The 19,478-nt window shown below is 67.7% G+C and carries 15 protein-coding genes and 2 pseudogenes; 8 read left to right on the forward strand and 9 right to left on the reverse strand.

Features of this window, described 5'->3' with window-relative positions; genetic code table 11:
• Positions 1 to 138: 138 nt before the first annotated feature.
• From AC07AL_RS12790 to AC07AL_RS12820, 7 genes and pseudogenes are all read right to left on the reverse strand, one after another.
• Positions 139 to 1,017 carry an HNH endonuclease gene (locus tag AC07AL_RS12790; protein ID WP_478317403.1) on the reverse strand — a complete coding sequence of 293 codons (879 nt, stop codon included), beginning with the start codon at positions 1,015 to 1,017 and terminating at the stop codon, positions 139 to 141.
• On the reverse strand, positions 992 to 2,422 hold the full coding sequence (locus AC07AL_RS12795; RefSeq protein ID WP_478317404.1) for a site-specific integrase: 1,431 nt from the start codon (positions 2,420 to 2,422) through the stop codon (positions 992 to 994). The genes AC07AL_RS12790 and AC07AL_RS12795 overlap by 26 nt, the downstream gene beginning before the upstream one ends.
• Entirely contained in the window at positions 2,422 to 2,610 is a 189-nt protein-coding gene (locus AC07AL_RS12800; protein WP_478317435.1) for a helix-turn-helix domain-containing protein, read from the reverse strand. Before AC07AL_RS12800 ends, AC07AL_RS12795 begins: the two co-directional genes overlap by 1 nt.
• A 751-nt stretch (positions 2,611 to 3,361) precedes the next feature.
• On the reverse strand, positions 3,362 to 4,525 hold the full coding sequence (locus AC07AL_RS12805) for a damage-control phosphatase ARMT1 family protein (protein ID WP_478317405.1): 1,164 nt from the start codon (positions 4,523 to 4,525) through the stop codon (positions 3,362 to 3,364).
• Positions 4,526 to 4,556: 31 nt separating this feature from the next.
• Entirely contained in the window at positions 4,557 to 5,441 is an 885-nt protein-coding gene (locus tag AC07AL_RS12810) for a phosphotransferase enzyme family protein (RefSeq protein WP_478317406.1), read from the reverse strand.
• Positions 5,438 to 6,424, reverse strand: coding sequence for a hypothetical protein (locus AC07AL_RS12815; RefSeq protein ID WP_478317436.1), 987 nt, complete (start codon positions 6,422 to 6,424; stop codon positions 5,438 to 5,440). Before AC07AL_RS12815 ends, AC07AL_RS12810 begins: the two co-directional genes overlap by 4 nt.
• Positions 6,425 to 6,613: 189 nt before the next feature.
• Positions 6,614 to 6,829 (reverse strand): annotated as a pseudogene (locus AC07AL_RS12820) (helix-turn-helix domain-containing protein); the annotation flags it as partial.
• Positions 6,830 to 7,040: 211 nt separating this feature from the next.
• Between AC07AL_RS12820 and AC07AL_RS12825 the strand changes: the two are divergent.
• The 8 genes and pseudogenes from AC07AL_RS12825 (at position 7,041) to AC07AL_RS12860 (ending at position 15,024) form a co-directional block, all read left to right on the forward strand.
• Positions 7,041 to 8,291 carry a methionine adenosyltransferase gene (locus tag AC07AL_RS12825; protein WP_478317407.1) on the forward strand — a complete coding sequence of 417 codons (1,251 nt, stop codon included), beginning with the start codon at positions 7,041 to 7,043 and terminating at the stop codon, positions 8,289 to 8,291.
• The gene (locus AC07AL_RS12830) at positions 8,291 to 9,250 is read left to right on the forward strand and encodes an aminoglycoside phosphotransferase family protein (RefSeq protein WP_478317408.1); all 960 of its coding nucleotides are present in this window, start codon (positions 8,291 to 8,293) and stop codon (positions 9,248 to 9,250) included. Before AC07AL_RS12825 ends, AC07AL_RS12830 begins: the two co-directional genes overlap by 1 nt.
• The gene (locus tag AC07AL_RS12835; protein WP_478317410.1) at positions 9,247 to 9,957 is read left to right on the forward strand and encodes a histidine phosphatase family protein; all 711 of its coding nucleotides are present in this window, start codon (positions 9,247 to 9,249) and stop codon (positions 9,955 to 9,957) included. The genes AC07AL_RS12830 and AC07AL_RS12835 overlap by 4 nt, the downstream gene beginning before the upstream one ends.
• Complete coding sequence (gene serS / locus AC07AL_RS12840; protein ID WP_478317411.1) at positions 9,950 to 11,242, forward strand: serine--tRNA ligase; 1,293 nt, start codon at positions 9,950 to 9,952, stop codon at positions 11,240 to 11,242. Before AC07AL_RS12835 ends, serS begins: the two co-directional genes overlap by 8 nt.
• Positions 11,243 to 12,265, forward strand: a complete 1,023-nt coding sequence (locus AC07AL_RS12845; RefSeq protein ID WP_478317412.1) for a glycosyltransferase — start codon at positions 11,243 to 11,245, stop codon at positions 12,263 to 12,265.
• Positions 12,259 to 13,305, forward strand: a complete 1,047-nt coding sequence (locus tag AC07AL_RS12850; protein ID WP_478317413.1) for a hypothetical protein — start codon at positions 12,259 to 12,261, stop codon at positions 13,303 to 13,305. Before AC07AL_RS12845 ends, AC07AL_RS12850 begins: the two co-directional genes overlap by 7 nt.
• Positions 13,306 to 13,704: 399 nt before the next feature.
• Positions 13,705 to 14,280: pseudogene (locus AC07AL_RS12855) on the forward strand (recombination directionality factor); the annotation flags it as partial.
• Between the two features lie 252 nt (positions 14,281 to 14,532).
• On the forward strand, positions 14,533 to 15,024 hold the full coding sequence (locus tag AC07AL_RS12860) for an NUDIX domain-containing protein (protein WP_478317437.1): 492 nt from the start codon (positions 14,533 to 14,535) through the stop codon (positions 15,022 to 15,024).
• A gap of 64 nt (positions 15,025 to 15,088) precedes the next feature.
• On the opposite strand, the gene AC07AL_RS12865 is transcribed toward AC07AL_RS12860, so the two are convergent.
• Complete coding sequence (locus tag AC07AL_RS12865; protein ID WP_478317414.1) at positions 15,089 to 18,325, reverse strand: type I restriction endonuclease subunit R; 3,237 nt, start codon at positions 18,323 to 18,325, stop codon at positions 15,089 to 15,091.
• The gene (locus AC07AL_RS12870) at positions 18,322 to 19,455 is read right to left on the reverse strand and encodes a restriction endonuclease subunit S (protein ID WP_478317415.1); all 1,134 of its coding nucleotides are present in this window, start codon (positions 19,453 to 19,455) and stop codon (positions 18,322 to 18,324) included. Before AC07AL_RS12870 ends, AC07AL_RS12865 begins: the two co-directional genes overlap by 4 nt.
• Positions 19,456 to 19,478: the final 23 nt, after the last annotated feature.

Below are 19,478 nucleotides of genomic sequence, written 5' to 3' on the forward strand. Positions count from 1 at the left end.
CACCCTGTTGACCTGCGGCACTCCTACTCTGCCGGTTCCCGGTCCGCCGCACCGCCGGCGTCCGCGACTGACCGCCACGTACCGCCCTATCTGGCACGCCTGTGGCACGCCAGTCAACCCGCCAGGGGATCGCGCCGGTCAGTACCAGCGTCGATAGCGATTACTTGAAACGACCGACTTATCCGACTTTTTGAGGTTGCACCTACCGCATAGTAGCTGCAAATTCGTCAGGTCGTTGAGTCCGCCTTTCGCCAGGGGGGCCATGTGGTCATAGTTCGCGTCTGGAAACGTGTCAATAAGACCCGACAAATCCGTTCGACACGATGCGCAGCGCCCTCGCTCGCGATAGAATACCGCCCTCTTAGCCCACACTGGAGGACACACCCGCTTAAGTTCGCCAGCGCCAGAGAACAGTCGAGCTGCTTCCTCATCCTCCTCCGCCAGGTACCCCGGATCTACATCTTGCAGGCGCCCAGCAAGATGCCTGTTGAGTCCCTCCAGGGCTCGACGGTTGAGGAACATAACAAAGAAGACCTCTTCAGCAATCCCCATGAGCAGATCTTCATATACCTGAGTCAGCATCATGTCCTGATGGTGCTCATAGCATGCGCCTTCCACCCACGTAGGCGTGCGCTGCCGAAGGATCCCATCCTCCCCCTGGATAAGTTCGCGTTCCTCCGGGATGAAGAATTCTGGCTCCTCGACCAGGCCATACAAATGAAGGGCCAAATCGACAGGAAGAATCCACTGGGGATGCACAGGGTCGGGCCCCCATGGAACACACACCGGCCCGCTGGTGTCTTCCGCGAAAAAATCGTCAGCAACATACCTGATGATCCGATGAAGGGCCGTATCCTTCTGCCAACTGGGGGCGAAAGCAAGAATGCCATCCTCAAGGAACAGCGCCTCCAGCTCCCGCAAGTAATTGACCGGATTCAGGCAAATAGCCTCGACTCGCGTCGCAATCCTGTACGTACGAAAGTACTCGTGCTCAATCCATTGGCTCTTCCCTGACACGGTTCCCCTCCACCGAGATCGACCCGGTGTTCAGACTATCGAGATTCATGCCCCGGTGCGGATGCTTCGGGGTCAGCGAGGGCGGCGGAGCGGTTTTGGCCGGTGTCCTGTCCGGTCTGAGGTCGAGGTGCCCGACAGGACCCCGGGGTTGGGTCTTGCCGGGCACCAGTGGACCTGATGAGTCAGAGCGCGAGGCTAGGAGAGCGCCTCCCCGAGGCGGCTCAGGGCCTTGAGGCGTTCGGCGAGGGAGGCGTGCGCGTAGACCTTCATGGTCACGCCGACGTCGCTGTGGCCGGCGATCTCCCGAACGATGTGCGGAGGCACACCGAGGTCGAGCAGCAGGGGTGATGCAAGTGTGGCGGAGGTCGTGGAAGCGGAGGTCGTCCAGGCCGAGGCGTCCGCGGACCGCGTGCCAGCTGCGGCGGAGGTTGTCCGGCTCGTACGGGGTACCGATCCGGGACGGGAAGACGAGGCCGTTCTCCTGCCAGTCCATGCCGACGGCGGCCCGCTCGACGGCCTGACGCTCCCGGTGGTCCACTAGGGCGGCGAGGACCGGCGCGGGCAGCGGCAGGGTGCGCTCGGAGGACAGCGTTTTGGGCAGGACGAGCCGCAGCTCGCCCTCGACCCGCTGGAGGTTGGTGCTCACCGTGAGGGTGCCGTGCTCCAGGTCGACGGAGCTCCAGCGAAGGCCGAGCAGCTCGCCCCGGCACATGCCGAGCATCAGCGCGAGCACGTACAGAGTGTGCAGGCGGTGGCCGCTCAGCTCCTTGAGTACGAGCTTGGCCTGAGCGGTGGTCAGGCCCTTGCCGGTCCGGTAGTCGGGCGCGGGGACCTTCACGAGCTTCGCCACGTTCTTGTGGATCAGCTCCTCTCGGACGGCGTGCTCCAGCGCGTTGCGGAGCACGGCGTGCACAGACTGGATCATCCGCGCAGACAGCAGCCGCTTGCAGCACTCGCCTGCGGCACAGCAGATCGGCTTGGGCCGCTGCGCGTCCCAGCCTCCCTTGCAGCACTGGCACTCGGCGCGCACCCGGTTCAGCCAGACGCGGACCTCCTGGGCGCGCAGGTCGCGCAGCCGCTTGGTGCCGAGGCCGGGTATGAGGTGGACGCGGACCACGCTCTCGTAGCCGTGGTAGGTCTTGGGCCGACGGTTGGGCAGGACCTCCTCCGCGAGCCAGTAGTTGAGGTACTGGCCGACGTTGGAGTCGGTGTCGGGCAGCGGGATGCCGTTGATGGCGTCGGCCTGCAGTTCGACGAGGGCGTTGTGAACCTCGTCCCAGGTCTTGCCATAGATGGAGACCCGCTTGCGGAGGCCGGAGGTGGTGATCACGTACGCGCGGCCGTGGTAGCGGCCGTCCTTGCGCAGGGTGATGCTGCCCGCGCCATTGGGGTTGCGCTTGGTCATCAGGCCGCCACCTCCGCGAGCTCAGCGACGAACGCTCGGACGGCGGCGGCCGGGACGCGGCGGGAGCGGCCGATGGTCACCGAGGGCAGGCGGCGGGTGCGGATGAGGTCGTAGACGGTGAAGCGGCCGAGCTGGAGCTGGGCCATGACGTCCGGGATGGTCAGCAGGAGCTGCTCGTGCGGAGCCATGGGGTCGGCCGCTCCCGCCGGAGCGGCGACAGGTACCGAGACGAGAACCGGACCGCCGAGCGAGCCGGCGGCTTCGGCGGAGGCGAGCGACGGCGGCGCCGGGACCTTCGGCGAAGCAACGATCGAGAGTGCCATGCTAGGGACAGGACCCTTCAGTTGGCGGGCGCGCGAGCGCCCAGGTGTGGAGGGATCTGGCCCGGCAGGGGCGAAGGTTTGGCGACTGGACGCCTCTGCCGGGAACAGGGGAGAAGTCCCGACCGGCCCCGGTGCGGGGCGGCGGGTGACTGGGAAAAAGCTGTCGGCCCGAAGGCGGCACGGGACGTGGTCACCGGCGACAGCGTGGACGGACCGTCAGATCGGTCTGTGGGCCGCGATGACGGCAAGCACGGCAGGTACGGCGAGACGGCCGAGGATGACCTCGGCCTGCGCCGGGCCAGTGGCAGTCTGGCCGACGGCATGGCGACGCGTGGACAGCACGCGGTTCCTTCCCCGGTGGTTGGTGGGCGGCAACCCGGCACCGCGGTTGATCGTCGTGGATGGGCGTTTCACGCGGTTGGTAGCCGCAGTGGGGTGTGACAGTAGCTCTGGATTCCGGCCGCACCAAATGGCAGGGCAACCACCGAGGGGGACTCGGGCGGTCGGCCCGGAACCTGGACTGACGTCCACGCCGCACCCGCCACTGGTCACCTCCGAGCTTGCCGCGTCACGCCAAGACGACCGAGGACAGCGCGGCACACTGGGGGCGCTTCGGCTACCGGCGGAGGTCGACCTGGATGACGGCGTGGCGGCCGTTGGTCCGCCATGGCGTCCCGGCGCTGTCGAGCTGAGCGACGACGGCAGCATCGACGCCGACGATCACGTCCGACTTCAGCGTCCGCAGGGCCGTGACGGCTGAGGGGAAGTGGTCGGCCACCTCGGTGAACGCAGTGGTGGCAGGCCACATCTGATCGCCCACCAGCCGCCGGTAGTTGAGGTCGCCCTTGAGGATCGTCATCGCTGTGCCGGCGAACTCGGACCGGAGGTCGGCCGGCATGTCGTGGAACGGCAGCGGCGCGCAGAAGAACGAGTGCGTGCGGACCACGAGCACGCCGCTGTTCATCGCTCGCCACAGCCGTTCGCCGATCGTCGCGGCAGCCGCAGTGGTCGCGGTGCGCAGGCGCTCGCCGGTGGCGAGGACGTCGGCCATCGTCGCGTCCGACACGTAGTACGGCTGCGGCTTCACGTACACGACGACCTGTGCCGCCAGGCCGGATGCGAGGAGGTGGTCGACCAGCACCAGGTCCGGCAGGAGCTCCCGGCCAGCGTTGTCCGCGATGATGCAGACACGCCCGCCTTCGACCCGCTCCAGCTCGGCCCAGAGCGACTCGCTGTCGTCGGCCACCGGGTCGGACGCGATCGACCCTCCGGCCTCCGCTGTGATCTGGAAGCTCAGGTCGGCGCGGTTGCCCCAGAGCGCCGAGGAGAGAAGCGCCTCGGCTCGCTTGTCGGTGAAGTTCGAGGGCAGGTCGCCGAGAGCCGCCAGCTCGGCGTCGACGGCCGGGCCGGCGAGTTCGGCGTCCTTGAACGGGGCGAACGGGTCGATGCCCTGCCACGTCCCGGGCCGGAAGTAGCCGGTGGCTTCGAGCAGCCTGCGGTAGAAGTAGCTCTCGGCCCACAGGAACGGCGCGTCGCCCCACGGCCGTCCGAACAGGCCCTTACCCCACTCCAGCCACTGCTGGTGATCGTGGGCACTGGTGCTGAGCGGCTGCAGCACACCATCGGTGCTCTCGGCGAGGAGCTGCTCGATCGCGACCCGCTCGCTCGGCCCGTACGGCAGTGCATCGAGCATCTGCTGGACGAGCTTCGGGTGCCGCTCGTGGAAGACACCCCAAGCGAAGGATCCGGGGACATCACTGCGGATCACGGGTGCAGTCATCACGGTCGGGGGCGTCCCTCTCATCGACATCTCAGTTGACAGCTGTCCAACCCCACGGGCGTGGACCGTTCTGCCCCTGCAGGCAGGAGAGGCGGTAATGAGCTTCCGCCCGGTGTTGAGCCGGATCAGCTGCCGCGTGCTGGAGAGCGAAGCAGGTGACCCGGAGCTCACGGATACTCCGCAGTATCGGGTAGCCGGCCCAGGTCATCACGTCCGCACCGTACGCCTCGCAGAAGGCGGTGTACTCGCTGTCCGAAACGGTACCGAAGGTGCCGAAGCCGACGGCGGTAGCCGTCAGGTCCCACTCGGGAGGCCCGAGGGAGGTTCGTTCGAAGTCGAGCAGGTAGGTGGTGGTCGGTGCGACCGCCACGTTGCCGCGCCAGGCATCACCGTGAATGACGCTCGCAGGCAGACCGGGCGGGAGGCTCCGCCACGCCGCCTGGAGCTCTGCCAAGCGGTCCCGCAGCCACTGCCGCCGTGTGTCGTCGAGGGTGGCGGCCCCGTCGATCCTGGCGGCCAGCCGAACGAACGGGTCGAGCTGGCCCAACGGGAAGTCAGGAACGGAAAGCTTGTGGACCCGCCGCAGGAGCGGCGCGATGTCGGCAGCGGTTCCTGGGCGGTGCTGGGGCAGCTCGTGCCAGAAGGTCACGGGGTTGTTGTCGACATAGACTGGCGACCGCAGGTGCTCGAGCGGGCGAACTGCAGGAACCCCGCAGTCGCGCAGCCAGCGTGCGACCGCCAGTTCGCGTCCGGCGGCAGCCGACTGGCCGGGGCGGCTGATGCGAGCCACGATCCCCCGCGGCAATCGCCACAGAGCGTTCTCCCCGATCCGGATCGGTTCGGCTCCCGCTGCGGACAGGCCCACCGTCGCGCACGCCTTGAGCAGTAGGGAGTGGGAGTCCTCGATGTTGCTCACGCTGCCACCGTAGCGGCGATCTGTTCCCGCAGGTCCCGGATGTCGCCGAGGTTGCGGTGGCGATGGGCGACCCGGCCGAGTTCAGCCATCTCGTGGTTGGCACGCAGCGAGCGGAGGTCGCTGACCTCGGCGAGGGCGGTCCGGCCCTCGGCCAACGCCTGCTCAGGGTCACCGGCAGCCATCTGGAGCGTGGCGAGCTTGGTTCGGGAGAACGCGCGGGATCTGGCGAATCCGTCGCCGTGGCCGTCGACCGCTGCCTGGAGTCGCCGGAGGGCTTCCTGCGGCGGATGACCGGCGAGGGCGAGGTCGAACAAGGCGTGGCCGGTGTCGCCGTGGTGCTGGGCACCGTCGTAATACGCCATCCACGGCCCCTCGGTGGCCGGGGTGATCGAGGTGTACGAGTCGTCGGACACGCCGATCGCGGCCAGGGTCTGCTGGGCTCGTCCCATCTTGGCCAGGGCCCGCGCGCGAGCGTTGTGGAGCATGGACTGCTCCGCGGGGGAAAGTCGGTCGGCGCGGGCCAGGCCGAGTTCGGCGAAGGTGAGACCGGCATCGGGATCTCCGCACCAGATCGCTTGGCGGGAGCGGAGGTTGTAGGAGATGGCACGTAGCGGCCAGTTGTCCACTTCCTCGGCGCACGAGGTGGCGAAGGCGAAGAGCCGGCGGGCGTCTTCGTGGGCGAAGGCGTCGAAGGCCGAGGCGCCGACCACGGTCGCCAGGCGGCTGACGGCTCCGAACAGTTCAGCCCGCAACGGAGCGGGGCAGCGACTCTTCAGGAGACCGGCCGCCCAGCGCAGTTGGGCGAGCGCCGTGTCACGGACGACGCCGGCACCGCCGTATAGGTTGTCCCAGCTGCGCAGTGTGGTCGCTGCGGTGCGGATCTGCTCGACGTCGGCGGTCCGGACAACTGCGGGTACCGCGGCGGCTGGGGTGGAGGTCAGGAGCTGGGCCAGAGGGCCGGCGGCGAGAGCTGCACTCGTCACGGCAAGGAAGTTGCGTCGTTCCACGGGGTCGGACTCATTCCACTCGGAGGCTGGCGGTGGCATTTCCAGCGTGCCCCCGAGCACCTCCCTTCGGGGAGGCTTGACGGCCCCGTTGCGCCGTTTGTCCATTACCTCTGAGCGGTTGTCCAATTCAGCCGCGGCCAGCACGACGCTTCGCGCGAGCACTCCGCCGGTGTCCAAGACCGCGTCTAACGCCTGGGCGTGGTGGAGCTTGCAGGGCCGCTCCGCCCGCTCGATCTTGCTGATCAGGTCCCCACTCAGGTGGACCAACTGCCCGAGCCTGTCCTGGCTCAGCCCCCTGAGCTTTCGCCAGTACTGAAGTTCCGCACCGAACCAGTGGGCCGCAGACCGGGTGGGGTCCAGAGGCTTGAGTGGTCGCGGCACTTGATCCCCCAGGGCGTCTCTTGTGGACAGCGGTCGCTGTCCGAATGCCGGTACTGGTCGGGCCGTTCACCGGCAGGGCTGAATGTTTCCGAGCGCTAAGCGCCCATTACACACCGCTACGAGCCTGACGTGCAGGTGTTCGGCACAACTACGCGTCGAACGCCCCCCGCGGGCTGCCGCCGTAGCCGGACCGACGGAAGAGGAGATCGCCATGCAGCGAGTCAGCACGACCGTGGAGCACAGCAGCATCACCATCGAGACCGGGCGTCCGCTCCCCACCGACCTCGTCCTGCTGGAACGCAAGGGACTCGGCCACCCCGACACCCTCGCCGACCACCTGGCCGAGGAGCTCTCCCGCGCATACAGCCGCTACACGCTCGACCGCTTCGGCGCCGTGCTCCACCACAACTTCGACAAGCTCGCCCTGCTCGGCGGCTCCTGCGAGGTCCGCTACGGCGCCGGCCGGATGACGGCCCCGGTGAAGGTCCTGGTCAACGGCCGGGCCGCATACGCCTGCGGCGGCGAGGACATCCCGGTACTGGAGCTGGTCGAGCAGGCCGTCCTGGCCTTCTTCCACGACCGGCTGCCCGAGCTCGCCAGCCACCTCGACCTGGTCTTCAACATCACCAGCAACCCCAGCCCCGGCGCGGTGGTCACCGACGAGAGCAGCACCGACCGGTCGCGCTGGTTCGCGCCCCGCTCGGTGGACGACCTGCGCGAGCGCCACACCCTGCTCGCCAACGACACCTCGCTCGGCACCGGCTGGGCCCCGATGGCCCCGTTCGAGCAGTTCGCCCACGCGCTCGTCAACCACCTTTCCGGCGTCAGCGAGTTCACCCTGGCGAACCCCTGGTGCGGCTCCGACGTGAAGCTGATGGGGCACTTCGACGGCGCGAAGGCCGAGGCCATCCTGTGCGTCCCGCAGAAGTCCGAGCACGTGCCCGACCGGGCCGCGTACCTCGCCAACAAGGAGGAGGTCCTGGCTGAGTGCGCCCGGTTCGCCGAGCAGCACCTCCCCGGGATCGAGATCACCTTCCTCCTCAACGCCCGCGACGTCCCCGAGAAGGACGAGCTCTACCTGACCTACACCGGCAGCTCCATCGAGTCGGGCGACGAGGGCGTCGTCGGCCGCGGCAACCGGGTCAACGGCCTCATCACCCCGCTCCGCCCGATGAACCTGGAAGGGGCCAGCGGCAAGAACCCCGTCTACCACGTCGGGAAGCTCTACAACCTCGCGGCCACCCGCCTCGCCCAGCGCCTGTACGACGAGACCGGCAGCTACGCCGAGGTGCACCTGGTCAGCGCGACCGGCCAGCGGCTCGACCAGCCCTGGAAGGTCCTGGTCCGGCTCGCGGCCGAGGACCCGGAGATCGAGAAGGTACAGGCCCAGGTCGCCCTGGCCCTCGGGGGCTTCCCGGAGCTCACAGCCGAGCTGGTCCACCACGGCGTCCGGCTCAGCTGATGCACACCGGATCGCCCACGCTCCTCCCCCCGCGCAGCGCCTGGCAGCGGCTCCGGGAGCACTACGGTCCGGAGGTGCACGGGTGGTTGGCCCGCGCCCCCGAGCTCCTCAACGAAGCCGCACGCCGCTGGCAGTTGACCCCCGACGGCTACCACGATGCCGGCCACGCCTCCCTGTTGATGGTGGCGCGCGAGCGAACCAGCGGGCGCAAGGTCCTGTTGAAGGCATGGCCCGACCACAGCCGCTACCGCAACGAGATGATCGTGCTCGGCATCTGGGCGGCCGGGCCGGCCGTCAGGGTGCTCGAGCACGCGGACGACCTCGGCGTCGCCGCCCTGGAGATGGTGGCAGCCGTACCCGGCGGTTCCGTCGGACCGGAGATGCACGAGTACGAGGCGGTGGCCGCCGCTCTGCGGCAACTGCATCGCCTTGGCCAGGCCGCGAACACCGCAGCCGCAGCGCTTCCCAGCCTCCACGACTTCCTCGAATGCGAGTTGGTCCCGCGAGTCCACCGACGCCTGGCGGCGCAACGCCCCCAGCTGGAGGTCGACTGGGCGAGGCTCGGTGAGCGCTTGGTCACCGGACTGCACCCGGACGCGGCACGGGCATCGGTCCTTCACGCGGACGTCTACCGCGAGAACGTCCTCTTCGACGACCGCCGGAAGCCGGTCCTGGCGGACCCCCTGCCGATGGTCGGCGACGAGGTCTTCGACTGGGCGTTCTGGACCGTCTACTACAACCTGGGCACACACACCCGGGACCGCTTCGAGATCGCCGTCACCACCGCCAGCCTCGATCCGCGGCGGCTACGCCACTGGAGCCTCGCACTCTGCGTGGACGGGCTCCTCTACTACCGCGAGGTGGGAGACCACCGCGCCTCCGTGATGGAGCGGGTGATCGCGGGGCTGGCCGGCGACCTCGATCTCACTGCGGTGCCGGAGAAGGACGGCCAGACGTGACCACCTACCTCCTGCGCCATTCCAGTACCCACTACAGCGCGGCTCACCAGGTCAACGGCGACCCGACTGTCGATCTTCCGCTGGATCCGGCAGGACGCGTCGCCTGCCGGACCGGTAGCGGCGTGATCACTGCCGTTCAACCGAAGATCTGGCTCACCTCGGCGTTCGCCCGGACGGGTGAGACGGCACGCCTGCTGATGGGCGATGCCGATCAGCCCGTCAGGGTCGAGCCCGCCCTCAATGAAGTCGACTACGGGCAGTTCGAAGGCGGGCCCTTCACGGAGTACGCGCGCTGGCTAGTCGCCGCCGGACCATGGGAGAACCCGCCCGGGGCCGCCAAGTCGCAGCGCGAGGCCATCCGCAGAATGCTTGTCGGCCTCCGGAGCGCACTCCAGCTGTCCTCGCCTCGGACGGTCGTCGCGCACGGCCTGCTGGCCTCCGTGCTGCGGTGGCACAGACAGACCTCGCGCGACGCCCCCGGGCGGGCCATGCCGATCTTCTTCGATGAGGTGCCCTGCCTGTACCTGGTCAGGATCGAGGACCGCGAACTCGAAGACCTCACCGCGTCGCTGCTCGAACTCCTGGACGCGGAGGAACAGGAGACCGCCGCAGCGGGCGGATGGTCATCGCGGCCAGAAGACCGGCGCACGCTTGCTACCTTCGATGGACCATCTGTCCAGCTGGAGGAGACGAACTCCCATGCATGATCCCCGCGCCCTCATCGAGATGGGCTCCGAGGCGGTCCGCCGCCTCGCCCGCCGCGGCTACACCCTGGATCTCTCTGCGTTGGAGTCTCTTCAGTCCAGCCGATCCCAGCTCATCACTCGCGTGGACGAGCTGCGGGCCGAGTCGAAGCGAGTCGCCCAGGAGGTCCAGCAGGCGGCCCGCCAGGGCGGCGACACCGAGACGCTGAAGGACCGGGCCCGCGACCTCAAGGAAGAGATCCGGTCGGCCGAGGCGGAGCAGGAGCAGGTGCAGCAGGAGTTGCGCGACTTCCTGCTGACCATTCCCAACCTGCCGCTCGATAGCACCCCCGATGGCGACTCGGACGAGCACGCCGTCGAGATCCGTCGCTTCGGCGCGCCGCCGTCCTTCTCGTTCGAACCGAAGGACCATGTGGACCTCGGCGAGGCCCTCGGCATCCTCGACTTCGCCCGTGCCAGCAAGCTCTCCGGCTCCCGGTTCAGCGTCTCGCGCGGCGCTGGCGCCGCCATCGAGCGCGCCCTGGCGACGCTCTTCCTGGACCTGCACACCAAGCGGCACGGCTACGTCGAACACGCGGTCCCGTACCTCGTCACCCGGCAGACCATGACCGGCACCGGCCAGCTCCCGAAGTTCGAGGAGGACCTCTTCGCCACCGGCATGGGCGAGCGCGAGCTCTTCCTGATCCCGACCGCCGAGGTCCCGCTCACCAACCTCTACGCGGACGAGATCATCCCGCCCGCCGAACTCCCCCTGGCCCTCACCGCGCACACCCCGTGCTTCCGCTCGGAGGCCGGCTCCTACGGCCGGGATACCCGCGGCATCCTGCGCCAGCACCAGTTCTCCAAGGTCGAGATGGTCCGCATCTGCGACCCCGAGGACTCCCAGGCCGAGCTGGAGAAGATGCTCAGCCACGCCGAAGCCTGCCTCAAGGAGCTGGGACTGGCCTACCGGGTCGTCCAGCTCGCCGCCGGCGACCTCGGCTTCTCCGCCCAGATCACCTACGACATCGAGGTCTGGCTGCCCAGCCAGCAGACCTACCGGGAGATCTCCTCCGTCTCGGACTGCGGCTCCTTCCAGGCCCGCCGCGCGGGCATCCGCACCCGTGACGAGCACGGCAAGACCAAGCCCGTCGCCACCCTCAACGGCTCCGGACTGCCCATCGGCCGCACGCTGGCCGCCCTTCTCGAACAGTGCCAGCAGCAGGACGGCTCCATCGTCCTGCCCGAGGCCCTGGTGCCCTACCTCGGATTCCGCCGGATCTCGGCGGACGGAACAACGGAGGCATAAGTGTTAGTCGGCATCTGCGACTTCCCCAGCAGCTACACCTTCCCGCCCGTCGGCTACGGCGGGATCGAACGCTGGCTCTGGGCAGTGGCGGAAGGCGCCCGAGCCGCAGGCGCCGACGTACACCTCCTCGGCCCCGGCTGGAGGACCGACCTTGGAGCGGACTGGACCACTCGTCCGATCCGCCTCGAAGACCTCCAGCCGGGTACCCGGCAGACTCGTGACCTGCGTTCCACCGGCTACGACCTGCTCGTGGTCGGACATGAGTACCCATCGCTCCCCGGGTGGCGTCGGGTCTGGGCCGATCTCGACTGCGACGTCGCGACCTTCCAGCACTCGCCGGTCTTCCGGCACGCCGCCGACGCCTTCGACGCGAAGCGCTCCCGGCTGTACTGCTACTCGCCCGAGATGGCGGGGCTGTACGCCGCCCACACGCCGGTGCTGGAGCACGCGGTCCACCTCGGGCTCGGTGAAGCCGAACCTCCCGCCCGGCCCGGCCGCGACCTCGTCTGGCTCGGCCGGATCGACGAGGAGAAGGCGCCGCACCTCGCGGTGCGCGCGGCCCAACTGCTCGGCCGGCGGATACACGTCGTCGGACCTGTCTTCGACAACGACTACGTCCGACGTCACCAGGCGCTCTTCGCGGCTGATCACGTCAGCTGGGTAGGCGAGGTCGGAGGGACAGCCAAGACGGCCGCGTTCTCCGACGCCTCGGTCTACGTCTACACCTGCTCACGAAGCTACGTGGAGGCCGGCGCCGCCGTGTTCGGGGAGTCCCTGCGTGCCGGCACGCCCGTCGCCGCGCTCTGCTGGCGAGACGGCACCTGTGCGGAGGCGGCTCTGTGCGAGACCACCGGAGCCGTTGCCAGAGTCGATCCTGAGCACGACGACGAGGACGCGGCCCTGGCGCTTGCCGCTGCGATCGAGCGGTGCCTGGAACTGGACGCGCCGACCGTACAGGACATCGGCCTGAGCCGGTTCGACCCCGAGCGACACTTCCGCGCCCTGGCGACCAGGCCGTGCTGACCGCGGACCCACCGTCGAGGCCGCTCAATCTCCTGAGCGACCGCCTCGGGCTCGGCACGCAGTGGGAGATCGAGCACGACGCCAACGGCCGCTTCGAGATCCGCCACCGCGACTGGGGGACGCCGTACCGGCCGGCCAGTCGACCACTCCAGTGGGCCGGTCTGCTGAATCAGTTGGAGAGCGGCTTCCGCGCGGCTGGCGTCGCCCGCGCGAGACCGCTGCCCATGCGGTGGGGCCGGGACACCGAGTTGACGATCTCCGCTGTCCAGGCAGTCGACCCCCTCCTCAAGGACGGCAAGCCATACGTCTTCCGCCGGGGCTACTTGCCCCAGCCGGTCGTCCGACTGACCGGCGAGCGGGACCACGTCGGCGCCCTGAGGGAGGGATTCCTCACCTCGTTCGTCAACGTCTCGCGCATCGAACCCGTCACTCGGACAGCCGAGTTCACCGGGATCTTCGACCACTGGCTCACACTGCTGTCCGGCATCGGCCTCCACGCCAGACACCTCACCATCCATGGCCGCAACGCCGTCTGGCAACGCCGCGAAGTCTGCGGCCTCACGGTGCACTTCCGTCACCTGGACCTTCCCATCGGTGACATCGTCCTGCTCTGGAACGCTGCGGATCCCAGCTGCATGGCGGTGGACCTGGGCTCCGGCCTTGAGCGCCTGGTCTGGGCCCGCACCCGCCGCCCATGGTGGGAGCTGGCCTTCGGCCGCTTCGCGACGTCCGGTGTGGCTACCGACGTGCTCGACGCCGTTCGAACCGCGACGCTGCTGGTCGGTAACGGCATCGCCCCTGCGGCCCGAGGGGCCGGCGGTGTACTCCGCCGAATCCTTTCTGCCGTCCCCGCCGACGCCGCACCGCTCGGAGTCAGCGCCCTGGTCCGGGCAAGCCACGGATTCTGGAGCCTCACCTCACCGATGGCCCTGCCGTGGCCCGAGGTCGCCTTCGTCATCGAGCGCGAGATCCACCGCCGCGACGTCACCTCCGCCACGTCCCTCCCCCTACCTCGGTCGAGCTGGAGCGACAGAACGTGAAGCCCCGACGTAACCGGAACCCGCCCGCCGAGTTCCGACTCCGCTTCGCCTGGACGACCGGATTCTGCTTCAAGTGCGAGGAAGTCACCCAAGTCGCCGAGTTGGGCACACTCACCGTCGAAGGCGAGACCGTCACACTCGCGGCGTGTCACCTCTGCGCCTGGCGGCTGGAGCGGCAGCACCACCACGCCCGCCAGGCCCACCTCCGCGCCCAGCTCGCCGGTGCGTGGGCTGACGCTACGAGACGGGCCGCAGCCTGTATGTGAGGAGGGGCACGCGGCCGAGGCCCGCCAGCGCACCGCGCCAGGGCTGCCCTTTCCCGGCATACGCTCATCACGGGCTGGAGGTTCGGCGCCCAACCTGACGGGTCGTCGCTTACGCGAGAAGGGGCTGCTGACTGTGGCAGGCAGAGAACAGGATTCCGACCGCGACTCGGAAAGTCAGTCGGACTACGTCGGCCGCTTTCGGGTGGGGCGGCTGGTGGACAACCGACCGCAGGCATTGGACGCATGGCGCGTGACGATGGCTTCCCCGGACGTTGCCGCAGGTGTCGCGAGCCTGCTTGGCGGTGAGCCCGTGGAGTGGGAGACGACGGCCGAGGATTCCTTGGAGGTGCTGACCGACTACGACACGGTGCGGATCATCGTTGAAGGACCATCCGCGGTCCAGGCCCGCATGCTGCTCTTCGGCTACAAGGGCAAGGTGCTCCACGACTGCGACGGCACCCGGTTGCTCGCACCGGAGCCGGATGCCGGCAAGCCGTGCGGGTGTCCAGAAAGCATTGAGGAACGGAGGCTGGCGGCGAAGTCCGGTCGAGGCCCCGTGCCGAGCATCGGCATCGACTTCAAGCTCGCCGATAAGCCGGCCCTCGGACTCTTCCGCTTCGTGAGCAGCTCCTGGGAGCTGGCCAAGACGGTTGCCGACTTTCAGCGTGCCCTAACCGAGACCGACGGCCCCACGACGTGCGACCTCGCACTTGAGCTGGTGGAACTCACCACCGCGTCCGGTGTAGCCGTTCGCTACCGGAAACCGGTGGTCCGCGTACTGGGTGATCCGGCGACGCCTCCTCCTCGCGCCGTAGTGAGACCCACCAGACTGTCGTCGCCTCCGCCACCCGAGTCGGTGGGCCCGGCCGCCCGGTCATCCAAGTCGCTCCCGCGGTCCGGCCGCCCGGAGCCTGCGGCAGCGCGTCGAAGCCTGCGCCCCAACGCGAGGGAACCCGAATCCGTGAGTGGCGCGGAACCCACGTGCACCCTTGACGCACCCGAGGCAGTTGCCCAGCCACGCACCGCCGCCGGGGTGCTCTTCTTCGACGAGGACGACCGCGTCCTCCTCGTAAAGCCGACCTACAAGCCCGACTGGGAGATCCCCGGAGGCTACCTGCACGTCGGCGAGACCCCGAGCGAGGGTGCGGCCCGGGAGGTCAAGGAGGAGCTCGGCATCACCCCGTCGATCGGCCGCCTGCTCGTCGCCGACTGGGCGCCCCACCCCACCGAGGGCGACAAGCTCCTCTTCGTCTTCGACGGCGGTGTCCTCCCGGCCGACGAGCTTGACCGCATCACTGTTGACCAGGTGGAGATCGGCGGCTATGCCTTCCACACCACCAACCAGCTCGACGCACTCCTCATCCCGCGTCTCGCCCGCCGCATCCACGCCGCCTGTGCGGCCCGAGCACGCTCGGAGACGGTCTACCTGGAGCAAGGCGCGCCCCGCCCGTAGGGCCTGTGTAGGACGTTCCCTTCGATGCCAATAGCAGGTCTGCGTTCACAGTCGTGGGTGCCGTTCAGGCCAAGACTTCCGCCAATTCCTCTGCCTGCTTCAGCACGCGCTCTATCGCCGCAGGCTGCTTACCCGGCGGATAGCCATGCTTGCGCAGCAGACGGAGCACTCGGGCCATGATCCGGTCCCGGGCCTGCTCCTTCATCTTCCAGTCGACTGTGACGTCCTTCCGGATCTGCTCGTAAAGCTCGTGGGCGATCTTGGCGAGGGCCGTGTCCTTCATCTCCTCAACCACCGACTGGTCGGCCGCGAGCGCATCGTAGAAGGCAAGTTCGTCCTCGGTTAGGCCGAGCTTCTTCGCCCTGCCCCGGTCAGCCGACACCTCCCGCGCCAGATCCACCAGGAACTTCATGAACTCGGCGGCCGTGAGCAGGCCGTTGGTGTACTGGTTCATGGCGCGCTTCATCTTCTCGGTGAAGGTGTATTGACGGGTGATGTTGTTCGGATGGGCGTCCTTAATCTCCTTCATCAGTGCGCGTCGCAGTGCCGCGATGACGAGGTTGGGGTGCTTGCTGCTCTGCAGGTCCCGCAGCACCCGGTCGTCCAGGTGCGACAGGTCGGGCTTGGTCAGACCAGCCGCGTCGTAAATGTCCACCACGCCGTCGGTGGCGACGACGGACTCGTTGAACTGGGCGATCAGCAGGCGTACGTCGGCGGCCGTGGCGAGGCCCTGTTCCTCCCTTTCGTCCATGGCGTACTTCTCACGCGAGGTACGTACAGCCTCGAAGAAGCGAATGTCGGCAAGCAGATCCTGCACCCGCCGGTCGGTCGGACAGAGGGAGAAAGCCTGACGCAGCAAGTTGGCGTGGCGCATGAACCATTGCCTGCGGGGGGCCTTGCCGGGTTCCAGCCCTGGTTCCGGTGCGATCAGGAACTCCAGTGCCTCCGTCAGCGCCTCCCGATAGGCAGAGGGCCCGCCCGCGTCGCGGATGCGCCGCCAGGCGCAGTCGGCTAGGAGGGCGTCGACGTGCTGGTGGCTCTCTCGTACGAGCTTGACGGCCCCGCCGAGGTCCGCGCCGAGCATCGGGTGCTTCTGGTCCTGCTCGGAGTACTCGGCCAGGGCTTCCTTGATTTCACGGATCACGCCCTGAAAGTCGACGACCAGGCCGGATGGCTTGCCCGGCCAGGTGCGGTTGACGCGGGCGATGGCCTGCATGAGCGCCGCGCCTCGCATGCGCTTGTCGAGGTAGAGGGTGTGCAGCGGCGGAGCATCGAAGCCGGTCAGCCACAGGGACTGGACGATGACGAGTTCCAGCTCGTCGTCCGCGTCGGTCACCCGCTCCTGGATCTTTTTGAGCTGGGCAGGGGTTCGGACGTAGTCGGCAACCTCCGGGCTGTCCTTGGCGGGGTTGCCAGTGAACACCACCCTGATCCGGCCGGTGTTGTCCGTCAGCAGCCGGGTCTTCGGGTCGCGCTCGCCCGCCCAGTCGGGTTGGCGGCGAATGATCTCCTCGAAGAGGCGGGCGGCGATGACACGAGACGCGCAGACGATCATTCCCTTGCCCCGGCGCCCGGTGAGCTTGACCATCTCGCTGCGGCGCGCATCCCAGTGGTCGAGCAGCTTTCCGGCGAGTTCCTTGATCCGTTCCGGAGCGCCGATCAGGTTCTCGTACTCTCCGAACTGCCGACGGGCCTTACGCTTCTCCTCCTCGGACAACCCCTCTATCAATCCCTCGGCGCGGGCGTCCAGGTCGTCTAGGTCGACGTTGGCGGGCAGGTCCACCCGGACCAGGTGCGGCTCGTAGAAGACAGGAACCGTCGCCCCGTCGTCCACGGCCTGGGTGAGGTCGTAGGTGTGAATGTCCTCACCGAAGACACCCCTGGTGCTACCGATATGGTTCTCGATGGGCGTGCCGGTGAACGCGATGAAAGTGGCGTTCGGCAGTGCGTCGCGCAGGTTACGGGCGTAGCCGTCGATGAAGTCGTAGTGGCTGCGGTGAGCCTCGTCGACGACGACGATCACGTCGCGGCGCGGGGAGACAAGCGGGTGTCGGACACCCGCTGCCCGCTCCTCTGGGGTGAGACGGAACTTCTGCAGCGTGGTGAAGACGACTCCGCCGCCACCCTCCTGCCGCTGGAGCAGTTGCCGCAACTGGCCGGCATCCTCCGCCTTTTCAGGAGCCCCGGTGATCTTCTGCAGGGTCCGGCTGGCGGCGAAGGTCTTGTAGAGCTGAGTGTCCAGGTCGATGCGGTCCGTCAGAAGGACGAAGGTCGGATTGGACAGCTCGGGAGTCCGGGCTGCCTTGCCGACGTAGAACAGCATTTCCTCGCTTTTGCCAGCGCCCTGCGTGTGCCAGACGACTCCGGCGCGACCGTCAGTGGCCACGGCAGACTCGGTGGCCCGAACTGCTGCGTTGACGCCGATGTACTGGTGGGCCTTAGCGAGCTTGACCGTGTCGACGGCACCTGACTCCGGGGTTGAGTAGGACAGGAAGTTCGCGACCAGATCCAGGAAACGGGTGGGTTCGAACGCACCGTAGATCATCCGCTCCAGCGCGCGACCGTCCTGGCGCTCGTCCTTGCGGAGCATCACGTCGTGCTCGTCGGCATTCCAAGGGGCCAGGTGCTGCCAAGGCGTGAATGGGGTGCCCATGCGGGCGGTGATGCCGTCCGAGACGAGGGTGACAAGGAGCGTAGCGAAGGCACTGGTCCCCTTCAGTTCACGCCGGTAGCCCTGGAGTTGGTTGTACGCGGTACGGGCACTGTCGTTGCTGTCGGCCTTCTTCAGCTCTACGACGGCGAGAGGCAGGCCGTTGACGTACAGGACGATGTCGAAGACGAAGGTCCGGTTCTTGGTGCTGCGCACCCGTACCTGGGAGGCGGCTACGAGGTCGTTGCCGTGCGGGTCGGCGAAGTCGACGGGGCGGATGGTGGCGTGGCGCTTCTCGCCGGTGGCGGGGTCGTCGTACGGGATGCGGACGCCGCCGGTCAGGCGCTCGTAGAACCGATGGTTCTCGCGGAGGTCGTTCCGGGTGTGCCAGCGCAGCAGCTCGTTGACGGCGTCCTCGGCAACGTGCTCGGGCAGGCGCGGGTAGCGGTTGCGGATCGCCTTGAGCAGGCGCGGGCGGAGGATCAGATCGTCCCAGTCCGCCCGCACGCCGTAGGCGGGACCGAGCTCCGGCCCCGGAAGGTGCTGCCACCCGTACTCGGCGAGCAGCTCAAGCGCGTGCGACTCCAGCTCCCTCTCGGTGAGCCGGTCTATCGGCGGCTCGCCGAGCGACGGCTCGGCACCTGCGGTCATACGACCTCCTCGACGGTACGGACGGCGTCTTTGACGCGGAGCTTTCCGGAGAGCAATTGAGGGAGGAGGGTGTCTCGGAGGTCGGCGAGGGTCCGGTTTTCGTACGTCACGGCGACTGCGCGCTCCATCAGCGCGCCCGCACGCGCGGCAAATCCCACTGCGGCTTCACCCTGCGGAAGCGGCACCCGAAGGTTCGCGACGCGCTCGGTCACCAGGCGTCCGGTTCCATGTCCGGCGAGATCGACCATCCCCAGGATTCTGGCTGACTGCGCCCTGATCGCCAAAAAGAGGGTGACCGAATCAATACCGGCATGTGGCATAAGCGCCTTGCAGTCCTGCCCGAAGGCCACCTCGCGTTGCGCGATTCCAACCCGGAACTCCGTCGTCAGACTCATGCCCCGCACCACGAAGAGGATCGCCCCCCTCGGCACGAGACGGGTGCCGTTCCGGGCTCCCAGTTCAGTCACGGAGCGCTCGGACGCATAAAGCCAAGGCGTTTTGAGGCTCGCTGCCGAGATCCAGGGGATGTCACCTCCCCAGTAGCGCGGCTCGCTGGTCCTTGGCGTACCGCCAGAGAGCCACTTCGCGGTGTCGCCCAGAGGTGACTCGGGCCAATGACGGTGGTCCACGGATTCGCGCTCATATAGGCAGTCTGCCAACTCCAGGGCAGTCTTCGCATGCTGTTCGTTGAGAGCGATCTTGTCGTCCAGGGCACCGAGCACTTCGGCGATGGAACGTTGGACCTGCACTTGAGGCAGCTCAACCCAAAGTTGACGTTGCTGTGTAAGTGAAACATAGGCCGCCATATCAGTTTCATTCTCTCGCGCGCGAAGCTGATTAACGAAACCTGGACTCTTCAAGTAGTAATAAATATAGCGAGGCTCCAGGACAGAACGGTCGAGGCTGCGCCAAAATGTCGTCTGAGGAGAGCAAACAAATTTTGGCGAACCTTCCGGAACAAAGGCAACTTTACCCACAGTTCCCTTGTGTGAAAGGATCACATCCAGATCAGCCCCGACCCCCTTTCTGATGCGAGCAGTCGCCACGTTATTTATCTTCTGAGTCTCATCAAAAGAAATGAAACCTGCAATGATGTCTGTTGCTCGCACCAAGGAGGTGCCAGAGCGCACGAATTCTTCCGCTCGAGGACGGT

The organism is Kitasatospora sp. NPDC043949, from assembly GCF_056435365.1.

Bases quoted from the DNA above. Each gene is read 5' to 3' on its own strand.
- AC07AL_RS12795 (WP_478317404.1), bottom strand. From the start codon at position 2,422: ATGACCAAGCGCAACCCCAATGGCGCGGGCAGCATCACCCTGCGCAAG.
- AC07AL_RS12800 (WP_478317435.1), bottom strand. From the start codon at position 2,610: ATGGCTCCGCACGAGCAGCTCCTGCTGACCATCCCGGACGTCATGGCC.
- AC07AL_RS12805 (WP_478317405.1), bottom strand. From the start codon at position 4,525: ATGACTGCACCCGTGATCCGCAGTGATGTCCCCGGATCCTTCGCTTGG.
- AC07AL_RS12825 (WP_478317407.1), top strand. From the start codon at position 7,041: ATGCAGCGAGTCAGCACGACCGTGGAGCACAGCAGCATCACCATCGAG.
- AC07AL_RS12830 (WP_478317408.1), top strand. From the start codon at position 8,291: ATGCACACCGGATCGCCCACGCTCCTCCCCCCGCGCAGCGCCTGGCAG.
- serS (WP_478317411.1), top strand. From the start codon at position 9,950: ATGCATGATCCCCGCGCCCTCATCGAGATGGGCTCCGAGGCGGTCCGC.
- AC07AL_RS12865 (WP_478317414.1), bottom strand. From the start codon at position 18,325: ATGACCGCAGGTGCCGAGCCGTCGCTCGGCGAGCCGCCGATAGACCGG.